Origin of the sequence: Gluconobacter sphaericus NBRC 12467 (assembly GCF_006539125.1) — a bacterium.
GTDB classification, from domain to species: Bacteria; Pseudomonadota; Alphaproteobacteria; order Acetobacterales; family Acetobacteraceae; genus Gluconobacter; species Gluconobacter sphaericus.
On sequence record NZ_BJMK01000001.1, the window covers coordinates 142,925 to 163,765 of the forward strand.

The window sequence follows — 20,841 nt, forward strand, 5'->3', positions numbered from 1 at the left end:
TTATGCTTCGGTAATGTGAGGCCGGGGATTTTCCTGACCGGCCGGGCTCCCCATATCCGGGGAGCAGACCTTCTGATGGGGTTTCGGGGAGCGGGAGACGCCAGTGACCGACATGACAGATCTTTTCGGCGGCGCTCCGGACGCGAACCGTGCTCCGGGACATCCTTTGGGCCGTACGCCCTCCCGCGTACCGGAGAACATGCGGCAGCAGCGCCCTATCGAAGCGCCTCAGGTGCAGCGTCGTCCGCCGTCCCGGACGCAGCCTCTGGCAGACCGGCTGCGGCCGAAGAGGCTGGAAGATGTGCGGGGGCAGGATCATCTGCTCGGGCCTGAGGGGACACTCACGCGGATGTTGGCGCGCGGGACGCTGTCCAGCCTGATCCTGTGGGGCGGTCCGGGATGTGGCAAGACGACGATTGCGCGCCTGCTCGCAGGACGTGCCGGGCTGTTTTATTCCCAGATTTCTGCCGTATTTTCCGGCGTGGCGGATCTGCGTCGGGCGTTTGAGGAGGCGGATCAGAAACAGGCGGCGACGGGTAAGGGCACGCTGCTGTTCGTGGATGAAATTCATCGTTTCAATCGCGCGCAGCAGGACGGGTTTCTGCCGTATGTCGAGCGCGGGACAGTGGTTCTGGTGGGAGCGACCACCGAAAATCCGTCCTTTGCGCTGAATGCGGCGCTGCTCTCGCGGTGTCAGGTTCTGGTGCTGAACCGGCTGGATGATGCGAGCCTTGAGAGCCTGCTGGAACATGCGGAAGAGGAAGTCGGTCGTCCTCTCCCGCTTGATCCGGAAGCGCGGGCCAGTCTGCGCGCCATGGCGGATGGGGACGGGCGGTATCTGCTGAATATGGTCGAGCAGCTTGTGGCGCTTGATCCGTCGCAGGTGCTGACGCCGCGCGATCTGGCGGCGATCCTGTCCCGCCGGGCCATCCTGTATGACCGGGACCGGGAAGAGCATTACAACCTCATTTCCGCCCTGCACAAATCGCTGCGGGGCAGCGATCCGGATGCGGCTTTGTACTGGTTCGCGCGCATGCTGGAGGGCGGGGAGGATCCGCGCTACATCGCCCGGCGTCTGACGCGGTTCGCGGCCGAGGATGTGGGGCAGGCCGATCCCTCCGCGCTGCCGATGGCCGTGGCGGGGTGGCAGACCTATGAGCGGCTGGGTTCGCCGGAAGGAGAACTGGCGCTGGCGCAGGTTGTGGTGCATCTGGCGACCGCCCCGAAATCCAATGCGGTCTATACGGCTTACAAGGCAGCCCGTGCTCTGGCGCGGGATACCGGCAGTCTGATGCCGCCGTCGCATATCCTGAATGCGCCGACGTCCCTGATGAAGGATATCGGGTACGGCAAAGGCTATGAATATGACCACGACAGCGAGGATGCGTTTTCGGGTCAAAACTACTTCCCGGAAGGGATGCCCAGGGCGTCCCTTTACCATCCCACGGACCGCGGACATGAGGGGCGTATCAGAAAACTTCTGGACATGCGGGCCGCCAAGAGGGCATCCCGCGAACCATGACAGTTACCAACCGCATCGTGACCGAGGATGAGGCCGATATTCGCCTCGACCGCTGGTTCAGACGTCACTACCCCAATCTGACGCAGGGCGCGCTCCAGAAACTGTGCCGCAAGGGACAGATCCGCGTGGAGGGAGGCCGTGTTCAGACCAATACGCGCCTGATCCCCGGACAGAGCGTCCGCATCCCGCCGCTGCCCGACGTGGACAAGCCCGCGCCGCTGCCACCGCCGGATCCGATGCTGGAGCGTGAGATTCGGAAGATGGTGATTTACGAGGACGAGCATCTGCTGGTTCTCGACAAGCCGTCCGGTCTTGCGACGCAGGGCGGGCCTGGCATTACGAAGCATGTGGACATGATGCTTGACGGCCTGCGGTCCGAGGGCGGAGACCGGCCGCGTCTGGTGCACCGCATCGACCGTGATACGTCCGGCATCCTGCTGATTGCCCGTACGCCGGGTGTGGCGGCGAAGCTTGCGGCGGCGTTCCGCGGCCGCGATGTGGAAAAGACGTACTGGGCCGTGGTGGTTGGGCGCCCTTCGCCGGAATCCGGCATCATCGACCAGCCTCTGGCCAAGATTGGCGCGGGTGGCGCGGCGCTGGTGATTGCGGCGTCACGCGATGAGGAAGACGCAGCGTCGGCCAAGACGGATTATGCGACGCTCGATGCGGCCGGAAAGAAGCTGAGCTGGCTGAAGCTGTCTCCGCTGACCGGGCGGACGCATCAGCTTCGCGTGCATACCGAATCCATCGGTACGCCGATCCTTGGTGATCCGCGCTATGGCGGAAAGGCTGCGCATCCGGAAGGGTTCATCGACCGGCTGCATTTGCATGCGCGCCAGCTTGATATTCCTCATCCCGCCGGTGGGCGCCTGATCGTGACGGCCCCTCTGCCGCCGCATATGCGCGAGACTTTCCGCACGCTGGGCTTCGTGCCGGGTGAGACGCCTGCGCCCAAACGCGTTCGTGGAGGCAGCAGCAAGGGCCGGGGGCCTGCGAAATGAAGAAGCTCACCGGCGGTCTGATTGCCGTCATCGTTGCTTTTGTTGGTGTAAGCGTGGCCACGCATGTCCTGATCGATCAGGACGCGCTGCGCGAGCGCGTGGCCGTGGCGCTTCGGCACCAGACCGGGCTTACGATGCGGGTCCGTCATTCGTCGGTGCAATTTCTGCCCTGGCCGGCCTTTGAGGCATCTGATGTTGTGCTTACGCGCGATGGACAGTCGCCGCTTCTCAAGGCCCATACAGTTCATGCCGGGATCGCCGTTTTTGCCTTGCTACATCGGGAAGTACGCTTTCAGGATTTCGTGCTCGAAGGCGCGACAGTCAATCTTGTGCGGGGACTGGACGGGCAGGCGAACTGGTCTCTGACGCCGGATCGTGAGAACGAGGATGCGTCTCTGCCGGTGCATGGTCGGAGCGGGCAGCGGATTCAGGCGCACTGGGATCTGTCTCTGGATGGGTTGCATGTCGCGCAGGCTGCGGTGATCTGGAACGATCGTCTGACACACACAAGCGGTTCGTTCGGTCTGGATAAGCTGGATCTGGCAGGGCTGCGCAGTTCCAGCCCATGGATCAGCCTGCAGGGACATCATGCGGGTACGCCGTTCGCGCTCAAGGGACATGTCGGCAATTTGTCGCAGATCCGGGGCACGCAACCTTGGGCGTTCAGCATCGGGACGACGCTGGGTGAGGGGGATAAGCGCGACTGGCTGAATCTGGACGGTCGGATCGGTAATCCGTCGCGGATGGAAAACGTAGTTCTGACGGCGCAGGGCGAATGGCTCAATCTTCAGGATGCGCATCGTCTGTTCCCGCATGCCAATCTTCCGAATGTGCCGGCCCTTGGCGGAGATGTTGCGGTGCAGGGCAGTCCCGGTCAGCTGACGGATCTGGATGGGGAGGCGTTGCTGCATCAGGTTCTTGGCGGGATGACGCCGACGCGCGTGCATTTGCATGCTGGTTATGTCGCACTGCGGCAGGGCGTGCTGCGGAACCTGCATGTCGACTCCGCAGGGCCGGATGCGGCGTTGACTGTCGCAGCAGATACGCAGTGGCGGGATACGGCCTGGCATGTCGAAGGTGGGGCGGGGACGATGCAGCAGGCGCTTGCGGCCTGGCGCGACGGGTTAAAGACCGCTGTGCCGCTGACGGTGCAGCTGCGGAGCCAGGCGACGCTTCTGTCTGGTGCGCCTTCGCTCAATGCGCAGGATAATGCCCGTTTTGCCCTTTCGGGCACGATCGGTGTGGAAAATGGACATCTTGTGGCAGAAGGAAGCAGCAAGATGCTCCATCTGCCAGGTGCTGTCCTGCATGATGTCAGTCTGCATGGCACGCTGGACGGGCTAGACCGTGAGAACCTGTCGTTCGATGGGCTGGCCTTTGGTAGTCAGGAACTGTCTGTGGACGGGGCGCTCAAGCTGGTTCTGGGGCATGACGTTCCGCCGGTCGTGAGCGGAAACCTGCATGCCACGAAAATGGATCTGGATGTGCTCAAGAGGCTGTGGCTCCAGCCTGCGCAACCGGCTGCACCGGCTGTTACGCCCGCTGTTCCGGCTGTGCCCGCACCGAAGCCTGTGGCATCGCTGAATGATGGCCCGGCTCCGGCTGTGAGCGATCAGCCTTCGGTTGAGACGGCCGCTATGGACCAGACACCGTCCTGGGTGAAGCGGTTGCGGGCGCAGGATGTGAACCTGCATCTGACGGCGGATCATGTCGTATTTGCGGGGCGTGACTATACCGATTTGGCGACGCGCCTGACGCTGTCGGGCGGCCATCTGCGTCTGGATCCGATTTCTGGTCAGGCGCAGGGACTGCCGCTGTCCGGAATGGCGGAACTGGATGCCGCTGCGCTTCCGGTGACGGCTAGCGTGACGTTCCAGCCGCTGATGCTTCCGGCTGGTCTGCTGGAGACGCAGCTTGGGATACCGCTTCTGCTTCAGGGGCCGGTGCAAGTCGTGGGGCAGCTTTCGGCGAAGGGCAACAATGCGCAGGAACTGCGACAGTCGCTGGACGGGCATCTGGGCATTTCCATGGTGGATGGCCAGGTGCAGAGCGAGCTTCTGGGGCAGATGGCAGGGTCTGCGGCCAGTTTGGTGCTCGGGAAAGGGGGGCGTTCGCTCCGCTGCCTGGGGGTGCATATGAGCATTGCGAACGACGTTGCCCATATCGACACACTGGGGCTTCAGTCCGGGCGGTTCTCGACGTCGGGCAGCGGGACTGTTGGGCTTGGGACGCAGGCGCTGGATCTGCGCCTTCTGCCGGTTGTGGATTTTGAAGGCGCAGGTGCGTCCACACCGGTTGTGCTGACCGGAACGTTAGCGGCCCCACATGTCGCGCAGGATCGGGATGCGGGTGGTAATTTCCATGTGACGGTCGGCGGGGACAGCAATACAGCTGATCCCTGCACGGCACCGCTGGCGGCAGCGCGGGAGGGGCAGGCTGGTCCGGCTCCTTCGGCGGTTAAGGCGCATCATTCAAAGGCCGGGGACATCCTGCGGGCTCTGGGAGTTCTGCATTGAGCGGGCACAAGCGTTTCTGGAAAGATGTTACGGTCGTATCGGATGACGGGCTGTTTCAGCCGCGTCTGGATGGCCGGCCGATCCGCCTGCCGCAGGGTCATGTTCTGGCTGTTCGTTCGTCCGCGCTTGCCGAAGCCATTGCCGGGGAGTGGGGCCAGATTGCAGAAGGCACAGCTTTCACGCCGGATTTCCTGCCTCTGACTCGGATGGCCGGGACGATGATCGAGCGGATTGCGCCCGCTCCGCAGGCTGCGCGGGACATGTTGCTCGGACTCGGGGTGGATGACGGACTTTGCTATTGTGCAGACGGGGTCGGGCCTGTTGCGGTGCAGGTTTTCGCCTGGCTTTCGGGTTACGGGGTCCATCCGAGTGTAACCGATGGTCTCATGCCGGTTGTGCAGCCCGAAGGGTACCGGGAGGCCTTGGCGAGGCTTCTGGCGGCACGGGATGATTTGGAACTTGCGGTTCTGGGTGTTCTGGCGCAGGCAACGGGCAGTCTGCTTCTGTCGCTTGCGGTCGTGGGTGGTGCTGTCAGCCTCGTGGATGCGGTGCTGTGGGCCAATAATGATGAAAAATCCCAGCTTGCGACCTGGGGGCAGGATGATGAACTCATCCGCACGATGGAAAACCGCGAGAAGGACATTCTTGACGCAGGCATGTTTCTAACGCTCGGACGGCAGGTTTCGATCTGAGAAGAAAATGCCCTGAATGGGGCACGATCTTGCCATATTCGGGGATCATTGAAGCTCCAGCCATGAGACAGAACGAGATGATTGGTGACTCGCCCCGCCGGGGATCGGGCGCTATCTCCGGATCTGTCGAACACTGTGAGATTCGAGGAAGATATGTCCGTATCCGTTCGTAGGCCCCTGCTGCGCCACATGGGTACCCATGTCGTGAAAACCTGCTCCATCGGAGCATGGGTCTTTCTGGCCGCGACACCATTGATCGTGGTGGTCTGTGCCATTCACGGCTGAGCCGCTGCATAATCAGGCATGAAAAAAGCCCGGCCTCCTTTTGGGAGGGCTGGGCTTTTTGTATGGGACGTCTGTCTACCGCCCGCGTTTGAGCGGTGGCTCAGGAAGAAGTGGTGGCGTGCTGTCCGGAAATGTCAGCCAATTATACCAGATCTCGTAGGTTCTGCCCTCAGTCAATCGCGTCGCGCAGATCAGTTCCATGGTGCCTCTGATCGTTCCATCAGACCATGCACTGTAAACGGCGTTGCATTCCTCTTGGCGGAATTGCTTCCATTCGGCTTGCGCCTGATGGAAATGGGCGAGTGTCTGGGTTGGTGCAGTGCCTGCCTGCATTTTGTGGATGGCGGCCTCAGTATATCGATCGAGTTCTGCCTCAGCCTGTGACAGGTGCAGGCGCTCGCAGGCTTTGCCATCGGGCGTACTGGTTCCATCGCAGGGGGAGGCCGCCAGAGCCGGATGAAGCAGCAATGCCGCTGTGATGCAGCAGCCGGAAAAATAGCAAAACTTCATCAACGGTCTCCGGCGTGTGCGGGCACGAGGAAGGGTCAGGCTTCCCCGTTATCCGGGACCATGATGCTGACGGTAGCGGTGGCGGCAATCCCTTCTTCGCGGCCCGTGAAGCCCAGACGCTCGGAGGTCGTGGCTTTGACCGAGATGCGGCTGACGTTGACCTTGAGAAGGTCGGCGAGGCGGTTACGCATGGCTTCGGCGTGCGGACCGATCTTGGGGCGTTCGCAGATCAGCGTGACGTCGGCGTTCACGAGGAAGCCGCCGCGCTCACGGATGCGCTCGCCGGCATGGATCAGGAAGCGGGCCGAATCCATGTCCTTCCATTCGTTGTCGGATGGCGGGAAATGGCGGCCGATATCACCTTCAGCCAGTGCGCCGTAGATGGCGTCACACAGCGTGTGGATGCCGACATCGGCGTCGGAATGTCCGGCGAGGCCCTTTGTATGGGGCACCTCAATGCCACACAGGATCAGCTTGCGGCCTTCCTCGAAGGCATGGACGTCATAGCCCAGTCCGACGCGGGGCAGCAGGTTTCGGTCAATCACACCTTCAAGACGCATCAGGTCCTCCGCAACAGTCAGTTTGATATTGTCTTCCGAGCCTTGAACGATCGCCACCGGATGGCCAGCCTGTTCGAGCAGGGCGGCGTCGTCGGTACGGGCATCGCGCAGGGTACGGTTAAGTTCGAGCAGGGTGCCAAAGCGGAAACCCTGTGGGGTCTGGGCGCGCCACAGCCCGTCTCGCGGGACGGTATCGATGATGATGCCGTCGGCAGCTTTCTTGATCGTGTCGATGACGGCGACGGCCGGGATCACGCCCTCATGGGTTTTCAGTGCCTCGATCACGTTCTGCACGACTTCCGCCGGGACGCAGGGACGGGCCCCGTCATGAACCAGCACTAAATCGGGCGGCTCGGGGAGGGCAGCAAGGGCTTCGAGGCCGTTACGCACGCTGTCATGACGTTCCGCGCCGCCGCTGACGGGGGGCAGGACGTTCAGTCCGGCGAGGCTGTCGGCCAGCAGGGGGTCGTCGCCCACGGGCAGGAGCATGTCCACATGCGGCAGGAGGGCTTCGGCGGCTCTACGGATGACGGGTTTGCCCCGCAGTATCCGGAACTGCTTGGAAGAATTTTCCCCGTTCTGTGAGGAGGCGTCAAAGCGCCGGCCACGACCGGCGGCGAGAAGGAGGGCAGCGATACGCATGGGGGAGGAATGGGCCGGGACGGCGGGAACGTCAAGCTTGTGTGACTGTTCCTCTGCCTGTCTGTGTGGCCCACTCACGGCCGGTCAGTGCACCAGTGTGCTGTCGTGAGGGCTGTCGAGGCTGAAAACGGGAATACTGACGTCAAAGCGATGGCCCGAGCGGGGCTCCACCATGTGATAGGTGCCGCGCATGAAGCCGGTCGGTGTCGTGAGCATGGCGCCGGACGTATAGTCGAACTGTTCCTGCGGGCCGATCACCGGTTGCTCTCCAACAACGCCATCACCATGGACATGTTCTTTCCGTCCAAGCCCGTCCACGATTTCCCAGCTACGGGAGAGGAGTTGGAACGTGTCTTTGCGCTCGTTCTCGATGCTGATGTGATAGGCCCAGGCGTATTGATGGTCTTCGGGATGGGACTGGTCGTCCAGCCAGAAGGTCCGGACCGTGACCGTCACGTCGTCCGTTGTTTCGCTGAAGCGGGGGGCGCTTTCCATGGCTTCGGCGAGTGCCGTCTCGGGATCGGCGTGCAGATGGGGGTGGGATGACTTGTCAGGCATGACGCCATTGTAAAGCCATCCCGGGGATTTGTCAGGAAAACTTATGCAAGTGCCGCAACGGCCGCCGCCCCGCGCTTGAGGTCATCGATCAGGTCTGCCGGATCTTCCAGACCGACGGAAAGGCGAATGGCGCCATCGGTGATGCCGAGACGGGCACGCTCATCTTCACTGACGCGCATATGCGTCGTCGTGGCGGGGTGGGTCGCGAGACTCCGGGCATCGCCGAGATTGTTTGAAATCGCGATGATCTTGAAGGCGTTCATGAAGGCGAATGCGCCCTCACGGCCCTTGTCCACTACGAAGGCAACCATGGAGCCGCCATTGCTCATCTGGGCTTTGGCGAGTTCATGTTGCGGGTGGTCGGCGCGACCTGGATAGCGGACCTGAACGACACCGGGAAGTTCGGCCAGTGCATCGGCGACGGCGGCGGCATTGCGCGCCATGGCGTCCGTGCGGAGCTGAAGCGTTTCCAGACCCTTGAGGAGAACCCAGGCGTTGAATGGTGAGAGCGCATTGCCCGTATTGCGGGTGTAGGGCTGAAGCGTCTCGTTGATCCATGCGCTGGAACCGAGCACTGCGCCGCCAAGGACGCGGCCCTGACCGTCGATATGTTTCGTACAGGAATAGACGATCACATCCGCGCCCAGCTTGAGCGGGGACTGTCCGAGCGGGGTTGCGAACACGTTGTCCACGATCAGCAGACCGCCTGCCTTGTGCGTCAGCTCGGCAACGCGGGCGATGTCGAGGACATCGAGCATCGGGTTGGACGGGCTTTCGATCAGCACGGCGGCTGTCGGCTTTGACAGTGCGCGTTCCCAGGCGTCGTAATCCGTTCCGTCCACCAGTTCGGTCTCGATGCCGTAGCGGGGGAGGAGGTTGGTCACGATCCAGTAGCAGGAGCCGAAAATGGCACGGGAAGCCACGACGCGGTCTCCGGCCTTCACATGCGACAGGATGGCCGAGGAGACGGCGCCCATGCCGGTGGATGTGGCGACGCAGGCTTCTGCACCCTCGAGGAGGGCCAGACGCTCCTGAAGCGTATCCACGGTTGGGTTGCCGAAGCGGGAATACTGGAAGTGCTGGACGTCGCCTGTGAAGGTCGCAGCGGCCTGTTCGGCGCTGTCATAAACGAAGCCGGAAGTCAGAAAGAGCGCCTCGGACGTTTCGCCGAACTCGGTGCGGTTCGGAGCTTCGTGTAGGAGACGGGTGGCTGTGCGCCAGTTTTCTGAAGACATGATGTCCCTCCATAAGACGCCCTGTCGGTGTAGGGCGCATGTGGTGGGCCGTGGAAGTCCTGGAAATCGTTCGATAACGACGCAGGGCCTCTTTAGCGCAATTCTTTAACCTCGCCGCAAGCCGGCCGCTCAAATCACGAGGGTCAGTCACGTTGGAGCGTTTCTGACAACGGGACTATGGGCCGTATTTCGGTTTTGCGTCAACACCTTGAAGGCGGATTGCGGAGGGATCGCAGAGCGGTTATGATCGCAACCGTAAGCGGGCGTAGTTCAATGGTAGAACGGCAGCTTCCCAAGCTGCATACGGGGGTTCGATTCCCCTCGCCCGCTCCAGACTTCCCGAAAAACAGTGGTTATTTAGGTGCCGGCGGTGCGCTGAGGGTGTCCTGATATTCCTTGCCGTTCCAGATCCAGCGGTCATTCGGGCTGACCAGCAGATCATGCATGCCCTTGTGTCGGGTGGGGAGGACGGAAATATCGCCGTTGACGGAGTCCAGAACCGTGTTCCACGTGTCGTTGTGCTTTAGATAGACGGACGTTGTGCAGCCTGCGGAACCGCAGAGGCGCGCGGACTGGAGCTGTACGAACAGGGCTTCGTCATTTTTGCCTGAAGAGAGCGGGGCGGAGCCGACGAGCACGACCGGCTGGTCATGGTGCTTGGCCGCGTCCTGAAGATCGTCCTCGTTCAGTTTGCGGGCATCTTCATCCAGCTTCGTGCCCGGATGGGCCGTTAGGATGACGGGGGCGGCACCGGCAATGGCCGACTGCGCTGCATGCCGTGTGTGATGGCGGGTCTTGCCTGTCGCGGCATCCGCACAGGACAGGGATCCGGAGAGCATGAAGGACAGGGCCAGAACCGCCGCAGGGCGGGAAAAAATCTGCTGGATCGACATGAGACCTGTCATAACACGAAATTGAAGAAGAACATTGGTGAAGCTTCGGATGTCATTCGTGACGCAACGTCACCACCAGCACGTCCCGGTAAGCCGGTTGTGACGGATCAACGGGCTGGACAGCCGTGACACCGTGATAGACGCGGTGATCGTCCACGATGGCAGCGTCCAGCGGGTTGGTCAGAGTAAAGGAGCCAAGTGGCTCTTTGCGCATGTCATGGATCGTGGTGACGCCCTGTTCCACGTTGTGACGGGCAACCATCAGCACCAGAACCCAGTCCACGCCATCGCGGTGCAGGCCTTCGGGCGTGGGGTGGCCTTCATTGCCTGGACGGGCCTCGATGCGGAACTGATGGACTTCGACATGCCAGACCGGCGGCTTTTCCGTCGGCGGTGTCAGGGAATCCGCGATACGGCTGATTGTGTGGATTGCGGCTGTCATGGCGGGATGGGTGGCAATGGTGTCCGCTACGGCGGGAAACCAGCGTTCGACCCCGCCATTGAGCAGGTTGTAGTCCCGGCTCTGATAATGGGGCTGGTGTTTTTTCCGGGTGATGGTGTCGCGCGAGACGGAGAAGGTCGCATAACGGCGTCGGCGGTAACGGCCACCATCCGCCATGTAGCGGTCAAGACCCAGATGATTCCAGCTCTCGGCAAATCCCTGCCAGTCCGTTAGGCCTTCATGCTCAAACAGAGGGCGTGTGACGTCGGCCTGCAGGAAGGAAAAGCCTTTTTCCAGCAGTGTATCTTCGATGCCGGTCAGAACCCTGTCAAAGGGCGGAGAGAGATCGGTAGGGTTCATGAGTTCTCGGACCAAGGGACGCAGGGTTAGGTGAGGCTGCGTCCCACATTCCCTCTTTGACAGGCTTCTGAAAAGGGATTTCAGGCGCCCAGATCAGGTTTGACCGGCGAAAGATGTTCGCGGACCGTGCTGCAGGCTGTGGGGGCCAAACCGAGGATGCCTGCGAGGTGCTGGCGGTACAGTCCCTCATGGATCAGACGCGCAGCCAGACCTGACAGCAGGCCGCCGCCGAAGCTGCGTTTGGTGTCCAGCATTCCCCAGCCGTTGTAGTCTCCCAGGGCCACAACGGCACCGCGGTCGTTATAGACGAAGGGAGCAGGGTCCCTGCCGGCGATGATTTCCGGTAGGGCGCGGCCAAGATACTGGCCTTCCTGGCGGGCGGCCTGAGCCGTCGGCGCGATCGGGGCTGAATCGATGCGGGAGCAGTCACCGATGGCGAAAACGGCCGGGTCCTGCGTGGTCTGAAGCGTGGTGGTCACGCCGAGCTGGCCCGAGCGTCCGCGTTCTAGGCCTTCGAGAAGGCTCGTGGCATCCGAGGCGCGCACGCCGGCAGCCCAGATGCGGAGGCTTGCGGGGATGTGCTCGCCGGATTTGAGGCTGAAACCGGTCTCGTCCGCGCCTACCACCATGGCTTCAGTCCGCACCGATATCCCGAGCTTTTCAAGCTGCTGCGTGGCGGCGGTGGAGACGGCCTCTGGAAAGGCTGGCAGGATGCGGGGGCCAGTCTCGATCAAGACGGCGTTCAGCAGGGATTTGCGAACGGCTGCTCCCAAACCGCGGGCGTCATCGATGGATTTGCACAGTTCAGCAATCAGCTGGACGCCGGTTGCGCCACCGCCGACGATGCCGATGGAGAGCTTCTCGCCAGCGGCACGGGCTTTCTGTACGGCTTCACGGAAGGTGGTGAAGAGTGCGTCAGCGTCGTTCAGGCTGTCGATGAACATACAGTGATCGACAATGCCGGGAATGCCGAAGTCATTCGCGCGCGAGCCGAGAGCGATCACAAGATAATCGTAAGGCAGTGTCGCACCGGTATCAAGTGAGACGGTCTTGTTTTCGCGATTGACGGCGACGGGGCTGCCCTGGACGAAGGTGAAGCCGAACTTTGTGGCCGTTTCCTTGAAGGGGATGCAGTTCCCCTGATGCTGCATGGTGCCCGCAGCGAATTCGTGCAGAGCCGGCTTCCAGTAATGGACGGGGCTGCGGTCAATGAGTGTCAGAGAGATGTTCTGGCGACGGCCCAGCGCTGCAGCGGCTTCAAGCCCCCCAACGCCACCGCCAAGAACAAGCACGCGAGCTCCAGCAGACATGGATTTTTCCTCATATCAAGTACGAAACGGCACCCGGATTTTGCTAATGGCCGAGGCGGGGCTGCACAAGCCCCGCTCTCGCTGACGTGTTGGGGTGGTCAGCTGCGGTAGGAGCCGTTGATGTCGATGTAGCCATGCGTCAGATCGCAGGTCCAGACGCGGGCTTCTCCGTCGCCCAGGCCGAGATCGACGGCAATTTCGATCTCCTGACCCTTCATGTGGGCAACGACCGGGGCTTCATCGTAATTCTCTACGACGCCGCCATCTTTTGCGATCCACGTACCGCCGATGGCGACGGAGAGACGGTCGCGGTCTGCGGGTTCTCCGCTTTTTCCCACTGCCATGACCACGCGGCCCCAGTTGGCGTCTTCGCCCGCAATGGCGGTTTTAACGAGGGGGGAATTGGCGATGCACAGTGCGATGCGGTGGGCGGAGAGATTGGAGTCCGCTCCGGTGACGGCGATACGGACAAGCTTTGTTGCGCCTTCGCCATCGCGGACCACCATCAGCGCGAGCTCCAGCAGGAGATCGTTCAGCGCAAGGGTAAACTCGGCGAGAGCAGGGTCATTAACGTCGTCGACTTCGGGATTGTCGGCCAGTCCGGTCGCGAAAATCATCAGCATGTCCGAAGTGGACGTGTCCGAATCGACGGTAATCGAATTGAAGCTCTGGGCGCAGCCGGAGGCCAGCAGGGACTGCAGCACGTTCTGCGGCAGTTTGGCATCGGTTGCGACATAGGCCAGCATCGTGGCCATGTCGGGGGCAACCATGCCCGATCCCTTGGCAATGCCCTGGATGCGGACGGGGGTGCCGTTGATTTTCACATCGCGACGTGCGGCCTTGGGGAAGGTGTCCGTCGTCATGATGGCGCGGGCGGCATCGGCCCAGCCATTATCTTCCAGCTCGGCCTTGGCGGCGGGAAGGGCGGCGATGATGCGGTCCTGCGGCAGTTTTTCGCCGATTACGCCTGTAGAGGCGAGAAAGACGTCCTGCGGGGGGCAGTCGAGAAGTTGTGCGGTGGCGTCCGCGCAGTCTTCGCAGGCCTGGATTCCGGCGCGGCCGGTAAAGACGTTCGCATTGCCTGCATTGACGAGCAGGGCCCGGGCATAAGGAGTCGTCAGAGCCTCACGGCACCACAGGACAGGGGCGCCGGGGCAGGCGTTCTTTGTATAGACGCCTGCCGCCACCGTGCCGGGAACGAATTCCGCGAGCATCAGGTCCGTACGGCCCTGATAGCGTACGCCCGCGGCGACGGCGGAAAGCCGCACGCCCGCAATCGTTGCAAGGTCCGGCAGCGGACGAGCGAGCGGAGAGACGGGGAGCGGCTTTGCCATGGTCTTACTTCTTTGCAGGTGCGGCAGCCGGGGCTGCATTCGGGATCACCTTGCCCTGTGCGTCGTAGTGAACGACCTTCACCTGGGATTCAGCGGCCTGAACGATGTCACGCACCTTGTCGCGGATCAGCTCCTGACGGACCTGGTCGTGGACCTGGTCGAAGGTCGGGATCGGGGCCGTGCGGGTCGCGAGAACCTGGATCACGTGCCAGCCGTACTGGGTGTGAACAGGCGTCTGGGTGATCGTGTTCGGCTTCATGGCGAAGGCGGCGGCAGAGAAGGCAGGCAACATGTCAGCCTTCTTGAACCAGCCGAGATCGCCGCCATTTGCGCCAGCCGACCCTTTGTCCTTGGAGAGCTGCGCGGCGAGCTTACCGAAGTCAGCCCCTTTGTCGAGCTGGGCGATGATGTCCTTGGCCTGCGCCTCGCTGTCCACGAGGATGTGGCGGGCGTGGATTTCTTCTTCCGGCTTCTTGTTCGCATAATGCGTCTGATAGAAGTCGTGCAGAGTGGCATCGGTGACCAGCGGGCTGACTTTTTCTTCGAGATAGGCGTTCTGGAGCGCATTCGCGGCAGCGGCATCCATGGCAGCCTTCACGTCCGGCTTGCGGGTCAGGCCTTCCTTTTCAGCGGCGAACTGCACGGCCTTCTGGTCAACGAGTTGGTTGACGATGAGCGGGACCAGAACGGACGGCTGGATCTGGCGGGCCTGCGGCGGAAGATTGCCCGCTGCCCGCTGCACGTCGCCCAGCGTGATCTTCGCACCATTGACGGTGGCGATCAGCATGTCGGGGTTGGGGGCGGCGGCCGGAGCGGCGGCTGGTGCTGCGGCAGCGGGGGCTGCTGCGGGAGCGGCGAAAACCGTCGATGCTGCGACCGACGTACCGGCCAGAAGGGCGGCGAGAGCGAAAGTGGAGCGGGAAAGCCGCATGTGGGGACTACCTCGGATGTAACCTAGAAAAGGATGGTCTGCACCATGACAAAGGCTGGTCCGCCCTGCAAGGGTGCGGTCCGTTACCATTCCTTCACGCACAATGCAGGCGGGTGTCGTGCGAGGTGCGCAGCCGGTCAGAGATGTGACACTGTGATGACAATGGGAACATTTCATCGGAGTTCTGGGCGGGCTCTCCATTGACCCTTTGCGGCCCGGGTCCTATCTCCAGCAGACGTGAAAATCCTGACGGCACGATGTGACGGCTCTTTTCGGTAGTGGAAAGAGCTGGCGCTCCGGGCCTTCGGCATCTCAAGGTTCAGCATGTTCGCACGCCTCGCCCGCGCCCTTTTCGGTTCTGCCAACGATCGCACGCTCAAGGCGTATCAGCGCCGTGTGCCCGAGATCAATGCACTGGAGCCTGCGGTTCAGGCCCTGTCTGACGAGCAGCTTCGGCACAAGACGGTAGAGTTCAAGGAGCGCCTGGAAAAGGGCGACACCCTTGATAGTCTGCTGCCTGAAGCCTTTGCGGTTTGCCGCGAGGCATCGCGCCGTGTTCTGGGGAAGCGTCACTTTGATGTGCAGATGATCGGCGGTATGGTGCTGCATGCGGGCCGCATTGCCGAAATGCGAACCGGCGAAGGCAAGACCCTTGTGGCGACTCTGGCGGTCTATCTGAACGCGCTGAGCGGCAAGGGTGTGCATGTCGTCACAGTGAACGACTATCTTGCGCGGCGTGACGCGGAAGAGATGTCTGTTCTCTATAGCTTCCTCGGGCTGACGACGGGTGTGATCGTGCCGAACCTGTCAGACGGGGAGCGTCGCGAGGCTTATGCCGCGGACATAACCTATGGCACAAATAACGAGTTCGGCTTCGACTACCTGCGCGACAACATGAAATATTCGCTCGCCGACATGGTGCAGCGTCCTTTCAACCATGCGATCGTGGATGAGGTGGACAGCATCCTGATCGACGAGGCGCGGACGCCGCTCATCATTTCCGGTCCTGCGGATGACAGCTCCGACCTCTATCGCTCTGTCGATGATGTGGTCGTGAAGCTCGTTCAGGAGCCGGATGTTTACGATAAGGATGAGAAGCTACGTTCCGTCACGCTGACCGAACATGGTTCACATCGGGTTGAAGAGCTACTTGCTGAAGCAGGCGTGCTTCAGGACGGCGGCCTATACGACATTCATAACGTCGCGGTGGTCCATCACGTCCAGCAGTCCCTGCGGGCGCATACGCTGTTTACGCGGGATGTGGATTACATCGTGCGTGACGGCAAGGTCGTTATTATCGACGAGTTCACCGGCCGTATGATGGACGGACGCCGCTATTCGGATGGTCTGCATCAGGCGCTGGAAGCCAAGGAGCATGTGGAGATCCAGCAGGAGAACCAGACGCTCGCTTCCATCACGTTCCAGAATTATTTCCGGCTCTATCCGAAGCTGTCCGGCATGACCGGTACGGCTATGACTGAGGCCGATGAGTTCGCGGAAATCTATCACCTCGACGTGGTGGAAATCCCGACGAACCTGCCGGTCCAGCGGATCGATACGGATGACGAGGTCTATCTGACGGCTGCGGAAAAGTTCAATGCCGTGGCGGACCTGATCCGCGATATCCACAAAACGGGTCAGCCCATTCTCGTGGGCACGACGTCCATCGAGAAGAGCGAATATCTCTCCCATATCCTGACGCAGCGCGGTATTCCGCATAACGTGCTCAACGCCCGGCAGCATGAAAAGGAAGCCATTATCGTCGCGCAGGCGGGTGCGCCGGGTGCGATCACGATTGCGACCAATATGGCGGGCCGCGGAACCGACATCAAACTGGGTGGCAATATCGAGATGCTGGTGAAGGCCAGTATCGAGAACGTCGAAGATGAGGCGCAGCGCGAGGCCGTTGAGCAGGACATCCGGGCGAGCGTCGAGGAGCATCACGAGGAAGTTCACAAGGCTGGTGGTCTGTATGTGATTGGCACGGAACGCCATGAAAGCCGCCGCGTGGACAACCAGCTGCGCGGCCGTTCGGGTCGTCAGGGTGATCCAGGTAATTCGCGCTTCTTCCTGTCGCTTGAAGACGATCTGATCCGTATTTTCGCCAGCGACCGTATGGGCACGATGATGCAGAAGATGGGCCTCAAGGAAGGCGAGGCGATCGTGCATCCCTGGCTGAACAAGGCCTTGGAAAAGGCGCAGAAGCGGGTTGAGGCGCGCAATTTCGACATGCGCAAGAACACGCTCAAATATGACGACGTCATGAATGATCAGCGCAAGGAGGTTTATGCCCAGCGCCGCGAATACATGGCGACGGAAGACCTGTCGGGCGTGATTGCCGAGCTGCGCGAACATACGATCGAAGATCTGGTTCATGCCCATATTCCCGAAAAATCCTTCGCTGAAGCTTGGGATACGGAAGGGCTGATCCGCGAGGTTTCCCGTGTTCTGAACCTGGATCTGCCGATCGCAGACTGGGCGAAGGAAGACGGCATGGATTCCGAAGGCGTGATCGAGCGCATTCAGGCCGAAGCCGCGAAGGCGCAGGCTGCACGGACGGCCAATATGGGCCCCGAACTGATGCGTCTGATCGAAAAACAGGTCGTGCTGACGACGTTCGATGCGGTCTGGAAAGAGCATCTGCACGGGCTGGACCAGCTTCGTCAGGGGATTGGTCTGCGGGCGTATGGTCAGCGTGATCCGCTGAACGAGTACAAGCAGGAAGCCTTCCAGATGTTCACGGCGATGCTGGATGACATGCGGGTCCGCGTAACGGAGACGATGTGCCGCATTCAGGCTGTCTCCGAGCCGCCGCCGTTCCCGGTTATCAACACTGAAACGTCCGGTCCGTCTGAAGAGCCTGCAGGGCTGTTCGTGCAGGGAACGACGGGTGGTGATATTCCGGCGCCGCAGCCTGTGGTGGGTTTCCCGTCTGCGGCTCCGATGCAGCCCCGCTCGCAGCCCGTCCCAATGGGGGCGGAGCCTGATGCGGAGACGCTTCAGCGCTGGAATGCGGAAACGCCGCGTAATGCCCTTTGCCCGTGTGGATCGGGTCTGAAGTTCAAACACTGTCATGGCAGGCTCGCCTGAGCCTCTGACACGAAGATAGAAGAAGGAGCGACCGATGGCCGGTCATTCACAGTTTAAAAACATTATGCACCGCAAGGGTGCGCAGGATGCTAAGCGCGCCAAGCAGTTTGCTAAGGTTCTGCGTGAAATTACGGTTGCGGTGCGCTCGGGTCTGCCCGAAGCTGCGTCCAACCCGCGTCTGCGTGCGGCGCTGTCCATGGCGCGTGAAGTCAACATGCCCAAGGACAATGTCGAGCGCGCCATCAAGAAGGCGTCTGGCACCGCAGGTGGCGATGATTACGTTGAAGTCCGTTACGAGGGCTATGGCCCGGCTGGCGTTGCGATCATCGTGGAGGGTCTGACGGACAACCGCAACCGGACGGCCGGCGAAGTGCGTGCTGCGTTCTCCAAGCATGGCGGTTCGATGGGTGAGACGAACTCGGTTTCTTTCATGTTCCAGCGTCTGGGTGCCATTAGCTATCCGCTGGATGTCGCCTCCGAAGACGAAATGCTGGAAGCGGCGATCGAGGCAGGTGCAGATAATGCCGTGACCACCGAACAGGGTCACGAAGTGACCTGCGAGATGGAGAATTTCTTCGCCGTACGGGACGCTCTTGAAGCCCGTTTTGGTGAGCCGCAGTCGTCCAAGCTCGATTGGCGCCCGGAAAACAGCGTGACGCTGGATGAGGACAAGGCGCGGTCGGTCATGAAGCTGATCGACGTGCTTGAAGACAATGACGACGTTCAGGCCGTCTACGCTAATTTCGACATTCCTGACGACGTGGCCGAGGCGCTGGCTGCTTGATCCGTCTGATGGGCATTGACCCCGGCCTGCGTTTTATGGGCTGGGGCATCATCGACGTGGACGGCAATCACCTGAAGCATGTGGCATCCGGGGTGATCGGGACCGATGGATCCGAATCCGTGCCACTGCGCCTGTGCGAGCTGCATGGCGCACTTAAAAAGCTGATTCGCGAATATGCTCCGGCCGAGGCAGCTGTTGAGGAGACCTACGTGAACCGTAATGGCTCTTCGACTCTCAAGCTTGGCTATGCGCGTGGGGTTGCCCTGCTGACACCCGCCTATGAAGGGCTGCCGGTTGCGGAATACGGGGCGATGACAGTTAAGAAATCTGTGGTTGGGACCGGGTCTGCGACCAAGGAGCAGGTGACGATGATGGTGAAGCGGCTTTTGCCTGGGGCAGAGATCCGCAAGGCTGATGCGTCCGATGCGCTCGCGGTTGCGATCTGTCATGCGCATCACCGTGCGAGTGCGGCGCATGTCGTGGCCGGAAAGCGCATGGCATGATCGGGCAACTGACTGGACTTGTCGGGCAGATCGAGGGCGAGCGTTGCATCGTTGATGTCAATGGCGTGGGCTATGTGGTTTCGGCCTCGACCCGCACGCTGGCGACATTGCCGCAGCCGCCTTCTGTGGCGCGCGTGTTGATCGAGACGATCGTGCGCGAGGATGCGATCCAGTTGTTTGGTTTTGCGACGACGGATGAGCGGGACTGGTTCCGTCTGCTGACGACCGTACAGGGTGTGGGCGCGAAAGTGGCGCTGGCGATCCTTTCGGCGAATAGTCCGGGTGAGCTTCTGCTGGCGATCAATGCCGGGGACAAAGGTTCGCTGACGCGGGCTGCGGGCGTAGGGCCGCGTCTGGCGGATCGTATTCTGAGCGAATTGCGCAACAAGGTTGCGAAAATGCCGGGCGGTGGCGGGACCGTATCCGCGCCAGGGATCGTCTCGGGTCCGAGTGTCGAGAATGATGCGTTGCTGGCACTGGCGGGGCTTGGGTTCCGTCGGGCTGAGGCATGGCCGGTTCTGAGTAAAGTTCTGGCAGAGAACGAGAATGCGACGCTTGATCTGGCGATCCGTCTGAGCCTGAAGGATCTTGCGCGATGAGTGATACCTATCGCGAAACCGATCCGGCCCGTCAGCCAGAGGATACGGGCGAGGGCAGTCTGCGGCCTGAAACGCTTGCCGATTTTACGGGCCAGAAAGCAAGCCGCGAGAACCTGGCGATCTTCATCGAGGCCGCACGGGCGCGGGGCGAGGCACTGGATCATGTTCTGCTGCACGGGCCTCCGGGTCTGGGCAAGACGACGCTGGCGCAGATTGTGGCGCGGGAACTGGGAGTCGGGTTTCGGGCAACGTCTGGGCCGGTCATCCAGCGGGCGGGTGATCTGGCGGCGATCCTGACGAATCTCCAGCCGCGTGATGTGCTGTTTATTGACGAAATCCATCGTCTCCAGCCAGCGATCGAGGAAGTGCTCTATCCCGCGATGGAGGATTTCCAGCTCGATCTGATCATTGGCGAAGGGCCTGCGGCCCGGTCTGTGCGGATTGATCTGGCGCCGTTTACGCTTGTCGCGGCTACTACGCGGGCGGGTCTGCTGGCAACGCCTCTGCGGGACCGGTTCGGGATCCCGCTGCGACTGGTATTTTATACGCCGGAAGAACTGCGGGCGATTGTTTCGCGCGGGGCTCTGAAGCTCGGGATGCGCTTGACGGACGATGGGGCGGAAGAAATCGCCCGTCGTTCGCGCGGCACGCCCCGGATTGCCGGGCGTCTGCTGCGCCGCGTGCGGGATTTCGCGCTGGTGTCTAAGCATGCGGTCGTGGATCGGGCGCTGGCGGATGCGGCTCTGGGACGACTTGAGGTCGATAACCGCGGTTTGGATGCGATGGACAGGCGCTATCTCAAGCGGATTGCCGAGCATCACCATGGTGGTCCAGTTGGAGTGGAAACGCTGGCGGCAGGACTTGCCGAAGCGCGCGATACGCTGGAAGACGTGATCGAGCCCTACCTGATCCAGGAAGGGCTGGTTCTGAGAACGGCCCGCGGGCGGATGCTGGGTGAGGCGGGATGGCGCCATCTCGGCCTGACGCCGCCGGCGAGTCAGGTGGATCTGCTCTCCTCGCTGGAGCAGGACGACTCCGCGCCCTGAAAGATCCTGAACGCGGTTCGGGGGGTGG

General features: G+C 61.7%; 19 protein-coding genes, 1 tRNA gene and 1 riboswitch. Of the genes, 11 read left to right on the top strand and 9 right to left on the bottom strand.

From position 1 onward, the window contains the following. The first annotated feature begins 199 nt into the window (after nucleotides 1–199). The 5 genes from GSP01_RS00685 to GSP01_RS15030 all read left to right on the top strand — a co-directional run bounded on the left by GSP01_RS00685 (nucleotide 200) and on the right by GSP01_RS15030 (nucleotide 6,016). Complete coding sequence (locus GSP01_RS00685; protein ID WP_228123706.1) at nucleotides 200–1,522, top strand: replication-associated recombination protein A; 1,323 nt, start codon at nucleotides 200–202, stop codon at nucleotides 1,520–1,522. Then, on the top strand, nucleotides 1,519–2,523 hold the full coding sequence (locus GSP01_RS00690) for an RluA family pseudouridine synthase (RefSeq protein ID WP_141349637.1): 1,005 nt from the start codon (nucleotides 1,519–1,521) through the stop codon (nucleotides 2,521–2,523). The genes GSP01_RS00685 and GSP01_RS00690 overlap by 4 nt, the downstream gene beginning before the upstream one ends. Further along, nucleotides 2,520–5,039: an AsmA family protein gene (locus GSP01_RS00695; protein ID WP_141349640.1), complete on the top strand. Its 2,520-nt coding sequence runs from the start codon at nucleotides 2,520–2,522 to the stop codon at nucleotides 5,037–5,039. The genes GSP01_RS00690 and GSP01_RS00695 overlap by 4 nt, the downstream gene beginning before the upstream one ends. Continuing rightward, complete coding sequence (locus GSP01_RS00700; protein WP_141349642.1) at nucleotides 5,036–5,731, top strand: ATP12 family protein; 696 nt, start codon at nucleotides 5,036–5,038, stop codon at nucleotides 5,729–5,731. Before GSP01_RS00695 ends, GSP01_RS00700 begins: the two co-directional genes overlap by 4 nt. 153 nt (nucleotides 5,732–5,884) lie before the next feature. Continuing rightward, nucleotides 5,885–6,016 carry a hypothetical protein gene (locus tag GSP01_RS15030; protein WP_255320838.1) on the top strand — a complete coding sequence of 44 codons (132 nt, stop codon included), beginning with the start codon at nucleotides 5,885–5,887 and terminating at the stop codon, nucleotides 6,014–6,016. Nucleotides 6,017–6,091: 75 nt separating this feature from the next. On the opposite strand, the gene GSP01_RS00705 is transcribed toward GSP01_RS15030, so the two are convergent. From GSP01_RS00705 to metZ, 4 genes are all read right to left on the bottom strand, one after another. Next, nucleotides 6,092–6,526 carry a lysozyme inhibitor LprI family protein gene (locus tag GSP01_RS00705; protein WP_141349645.1) on the bottom strand — a complete coding sequence of 145 codons (435 nt, stop codon included), beginning with the start codon at nucleotides 6,524–6,526 and terminating at the stop codon, nucleotides 6,092–6,094. A gap of 35 nt (nucleotides 6,527–6,561) precedes the next feature. Next, nucleotides 6,562–7,728: a bifunctional 2-C-methyl-D-erythritol 4-phosphate cytidylyltransferase/2-C-methyl-D-erythritol 2,4-cyclodiphosphate synthase gene (locus GSP01_RS00710; RefSeq protein ID WP_141350132.1), complete on the bottom strand. Its 1,167-nt coding sequence runs from the start codon at nucleotides 7,726–7,728 to the stop codon at nucleotides 6,562–6,564. A gap of 84 nt (nucleotides 7,729–7,812) precedes the next feature. Further along, entirely contained in the window at nucleotides 7,813–8,286 is a 474-nt protein-coding gene (apaG, locus tag GSP01_RS00715; RefSeq protein ID WP_041111971.1) for a Co2+/Mg2+ efflux protein ApaG, read from the bottom strand. Nucleotides 8,287–8,327: 41 nt separating this feature from the next. Then, complete coding sequence (gene metZ / locus GSP01_RS00720; protein ID WP_141349647.1) at nucleotides 8,328–9,521, bottom strand: O-succinylhomoserine sulfhydrylase; 1,194 nt, start codon at nucleotides 9,519–9,521, stop codon at nucleotides 8,328–8,330. Between the two features lie 71 nt (nucleotides 9,522–9,592). Continuing rightward, nucleotides 9,593–9,672, bottom strand: a riboswitch (SAM riboswitch). Between the two features lie 108 nt (nucleotides 9,673–9,780). Here metZ and GSP01_RS00725 point away from each other — a divergent pair. Beyond that, nucleotides 9,781–9,854, top strand: a tRNA-Gly gene (locus tag GSP01_RS00725). A 20-nt stretch (nucleotides 9,855–9,874) separates the two neighbouring features. Here GSP01_RS00725 and GSP01_RS00730 read toward each other — a convergent pair. From GSP01_RS00730 to GSP01_RS00750, 5 genes are all read right to left on the bottom strand, one after another. Further along, the gene (locus GSP01_RS00730; protein ID WP_174787500.1) at nucleotides 9,875–10,414 is read right to left on the bottom strand and encodes a hypothetical protein; all 540 of its coding nucleotides are present in this window, start codon (nucleotides 10,412–10,414) and stop codon (nucleotides 9,875–9,877) included. 52 nt (nucleotides 10,415–10,466) lie between these two features. Then, nucleotides 10,467–11,216: a 2OG-Fe dioxygenase family protein gene (locus GSP01_RS00735; protein WP_141349651.1), complete on the bottom strand. Its 750-nt coding sequence runs from the start codon at nucleotides 11,214–11,216 to the stop codon at nucleotides 10,467–10,469. An 80-nt stretch (nucleotides 11,217–11,296) separates the two neighbouring features. After that, a complete protein-coding gene (locus GSP01_RS00740; protein ID WP_141349653.1) occupies nucleotides 11,297–12,526 on the bottom strand; it encodes an NAD(P)/FAD-dependent oxidoreductase in 1,230 nt (409 codons plus the stop codon). A gap of 98 nt (nucleotides 12,527–12,624) precedes the next feature. Next, nucleotides 12,625–13,860: a bifunctional glutamate N-acetyltransferase/amino-acid acetyltransferase ArgJ gene (argJ, locus tag GSP01_RS00745; protein ID WP_141349655.1), complete on the bottom strand. Its 1,236-nt coding sequence runs from the start codon at nucleotides 13,858–13,860 to the stop codon at nucleotides 12,625–12,627. A gap of 4 nt (nucleotides 13,861–13,864) precedes the next feature. Next, entirely contained in the window at nucleotides 13,865–14,791 is a 927-nt protein-coding gene (locus tag GSP01_RS00750; RefSeq protein ID WP_174787501.1) for a peptidylprolyl isomerase, read from the bottom strand. A 324-nt stretch (nucleotides 14,792–15,115) separates the two neighbouring features. Here GSP01_RS00750 and secA point away from each other — a divergent pair, with 324 nt between their 5' ends. Genes secA through ruvB form a run of 5 tightly spaced genes read left to right on the top strand, consistent with a single transcriptional unit; the run spans nucleotide 15,116 to nucleotide 20,813 of the window. Further along, nucleotides 15,116–17,881: a preprotein translocase subunit SecA gene (gene secA / locus GSP01_RS00755; RefSeq protein ID WP_141349657.1), complete on the top strand. Its 2,766-nt coding sequence runs from the start codon at nucleotides 15,116–15,118 to the stop codon at nucleotides 17,879–17,881. Between the two features lie 34 nt (nucleotides 17,882–17,915). Further along, complete coding sequence (locus GSP01_RS00760; protein WP_141349659.1) at nucleotides 17,916–18,665, top strand: YebC/PmpR family DNA-binding transcriptional regulator; 750 nt, start codon at nucleotides 17,916–17,918, stop codon at nucleotides 18,663–18,665. After that, nucleotides 18,662–19,168 (top strand): crossover junction endodeoxyribonuclease RuvC, encoded by a 507-nt coding sequence (gene ruvC / locus GSP01_RS00765; protein ID WP_041111979.1) that lies wholly within the window; start codon nucleotides 18,662–18,664, stop codon nucleotides 19,166–19,168. The genes GSP01_RS00760 and ruvC overlap by 4 nt, the downstream gene beginning before the upstream one ends. Continuing rightward, the gene (gene ruvA, locus GSP01_RS00770; RefSeq protein ID WP_141349661.1) at nucleotides 19,165–19,767 is read left to right on the top strand and encodes a Holliday junction branch migration protein RuvA; all 603 of its coding nucleotides are present in this window, start codon (nucleotides 19,165–19,167) and stop codon (nucleotides 19,765–19,767) included. Before ruvC ends, ruvA begins: the two co-directional genes overlap by 4 nt. Beyond that, on the top strand, nucleotides 19,764–20,813 hold the full coding sequence (gene ruvB, locus GSP01_RS00775; RefSeq protein WP_141349663.1) for a Holliday junction branch migration DNA helicase RuvB: 1,050 nt from the start codon (nucleotides 19,764–19,766) through the stop codon (nucleotides 20,811–20,813). Before ruvA ends, ruvB begins: the two co-directional genes overlap by 4 nt. Nucleotides 20,814–20,841: the final 28 nt, after the last annotated feature.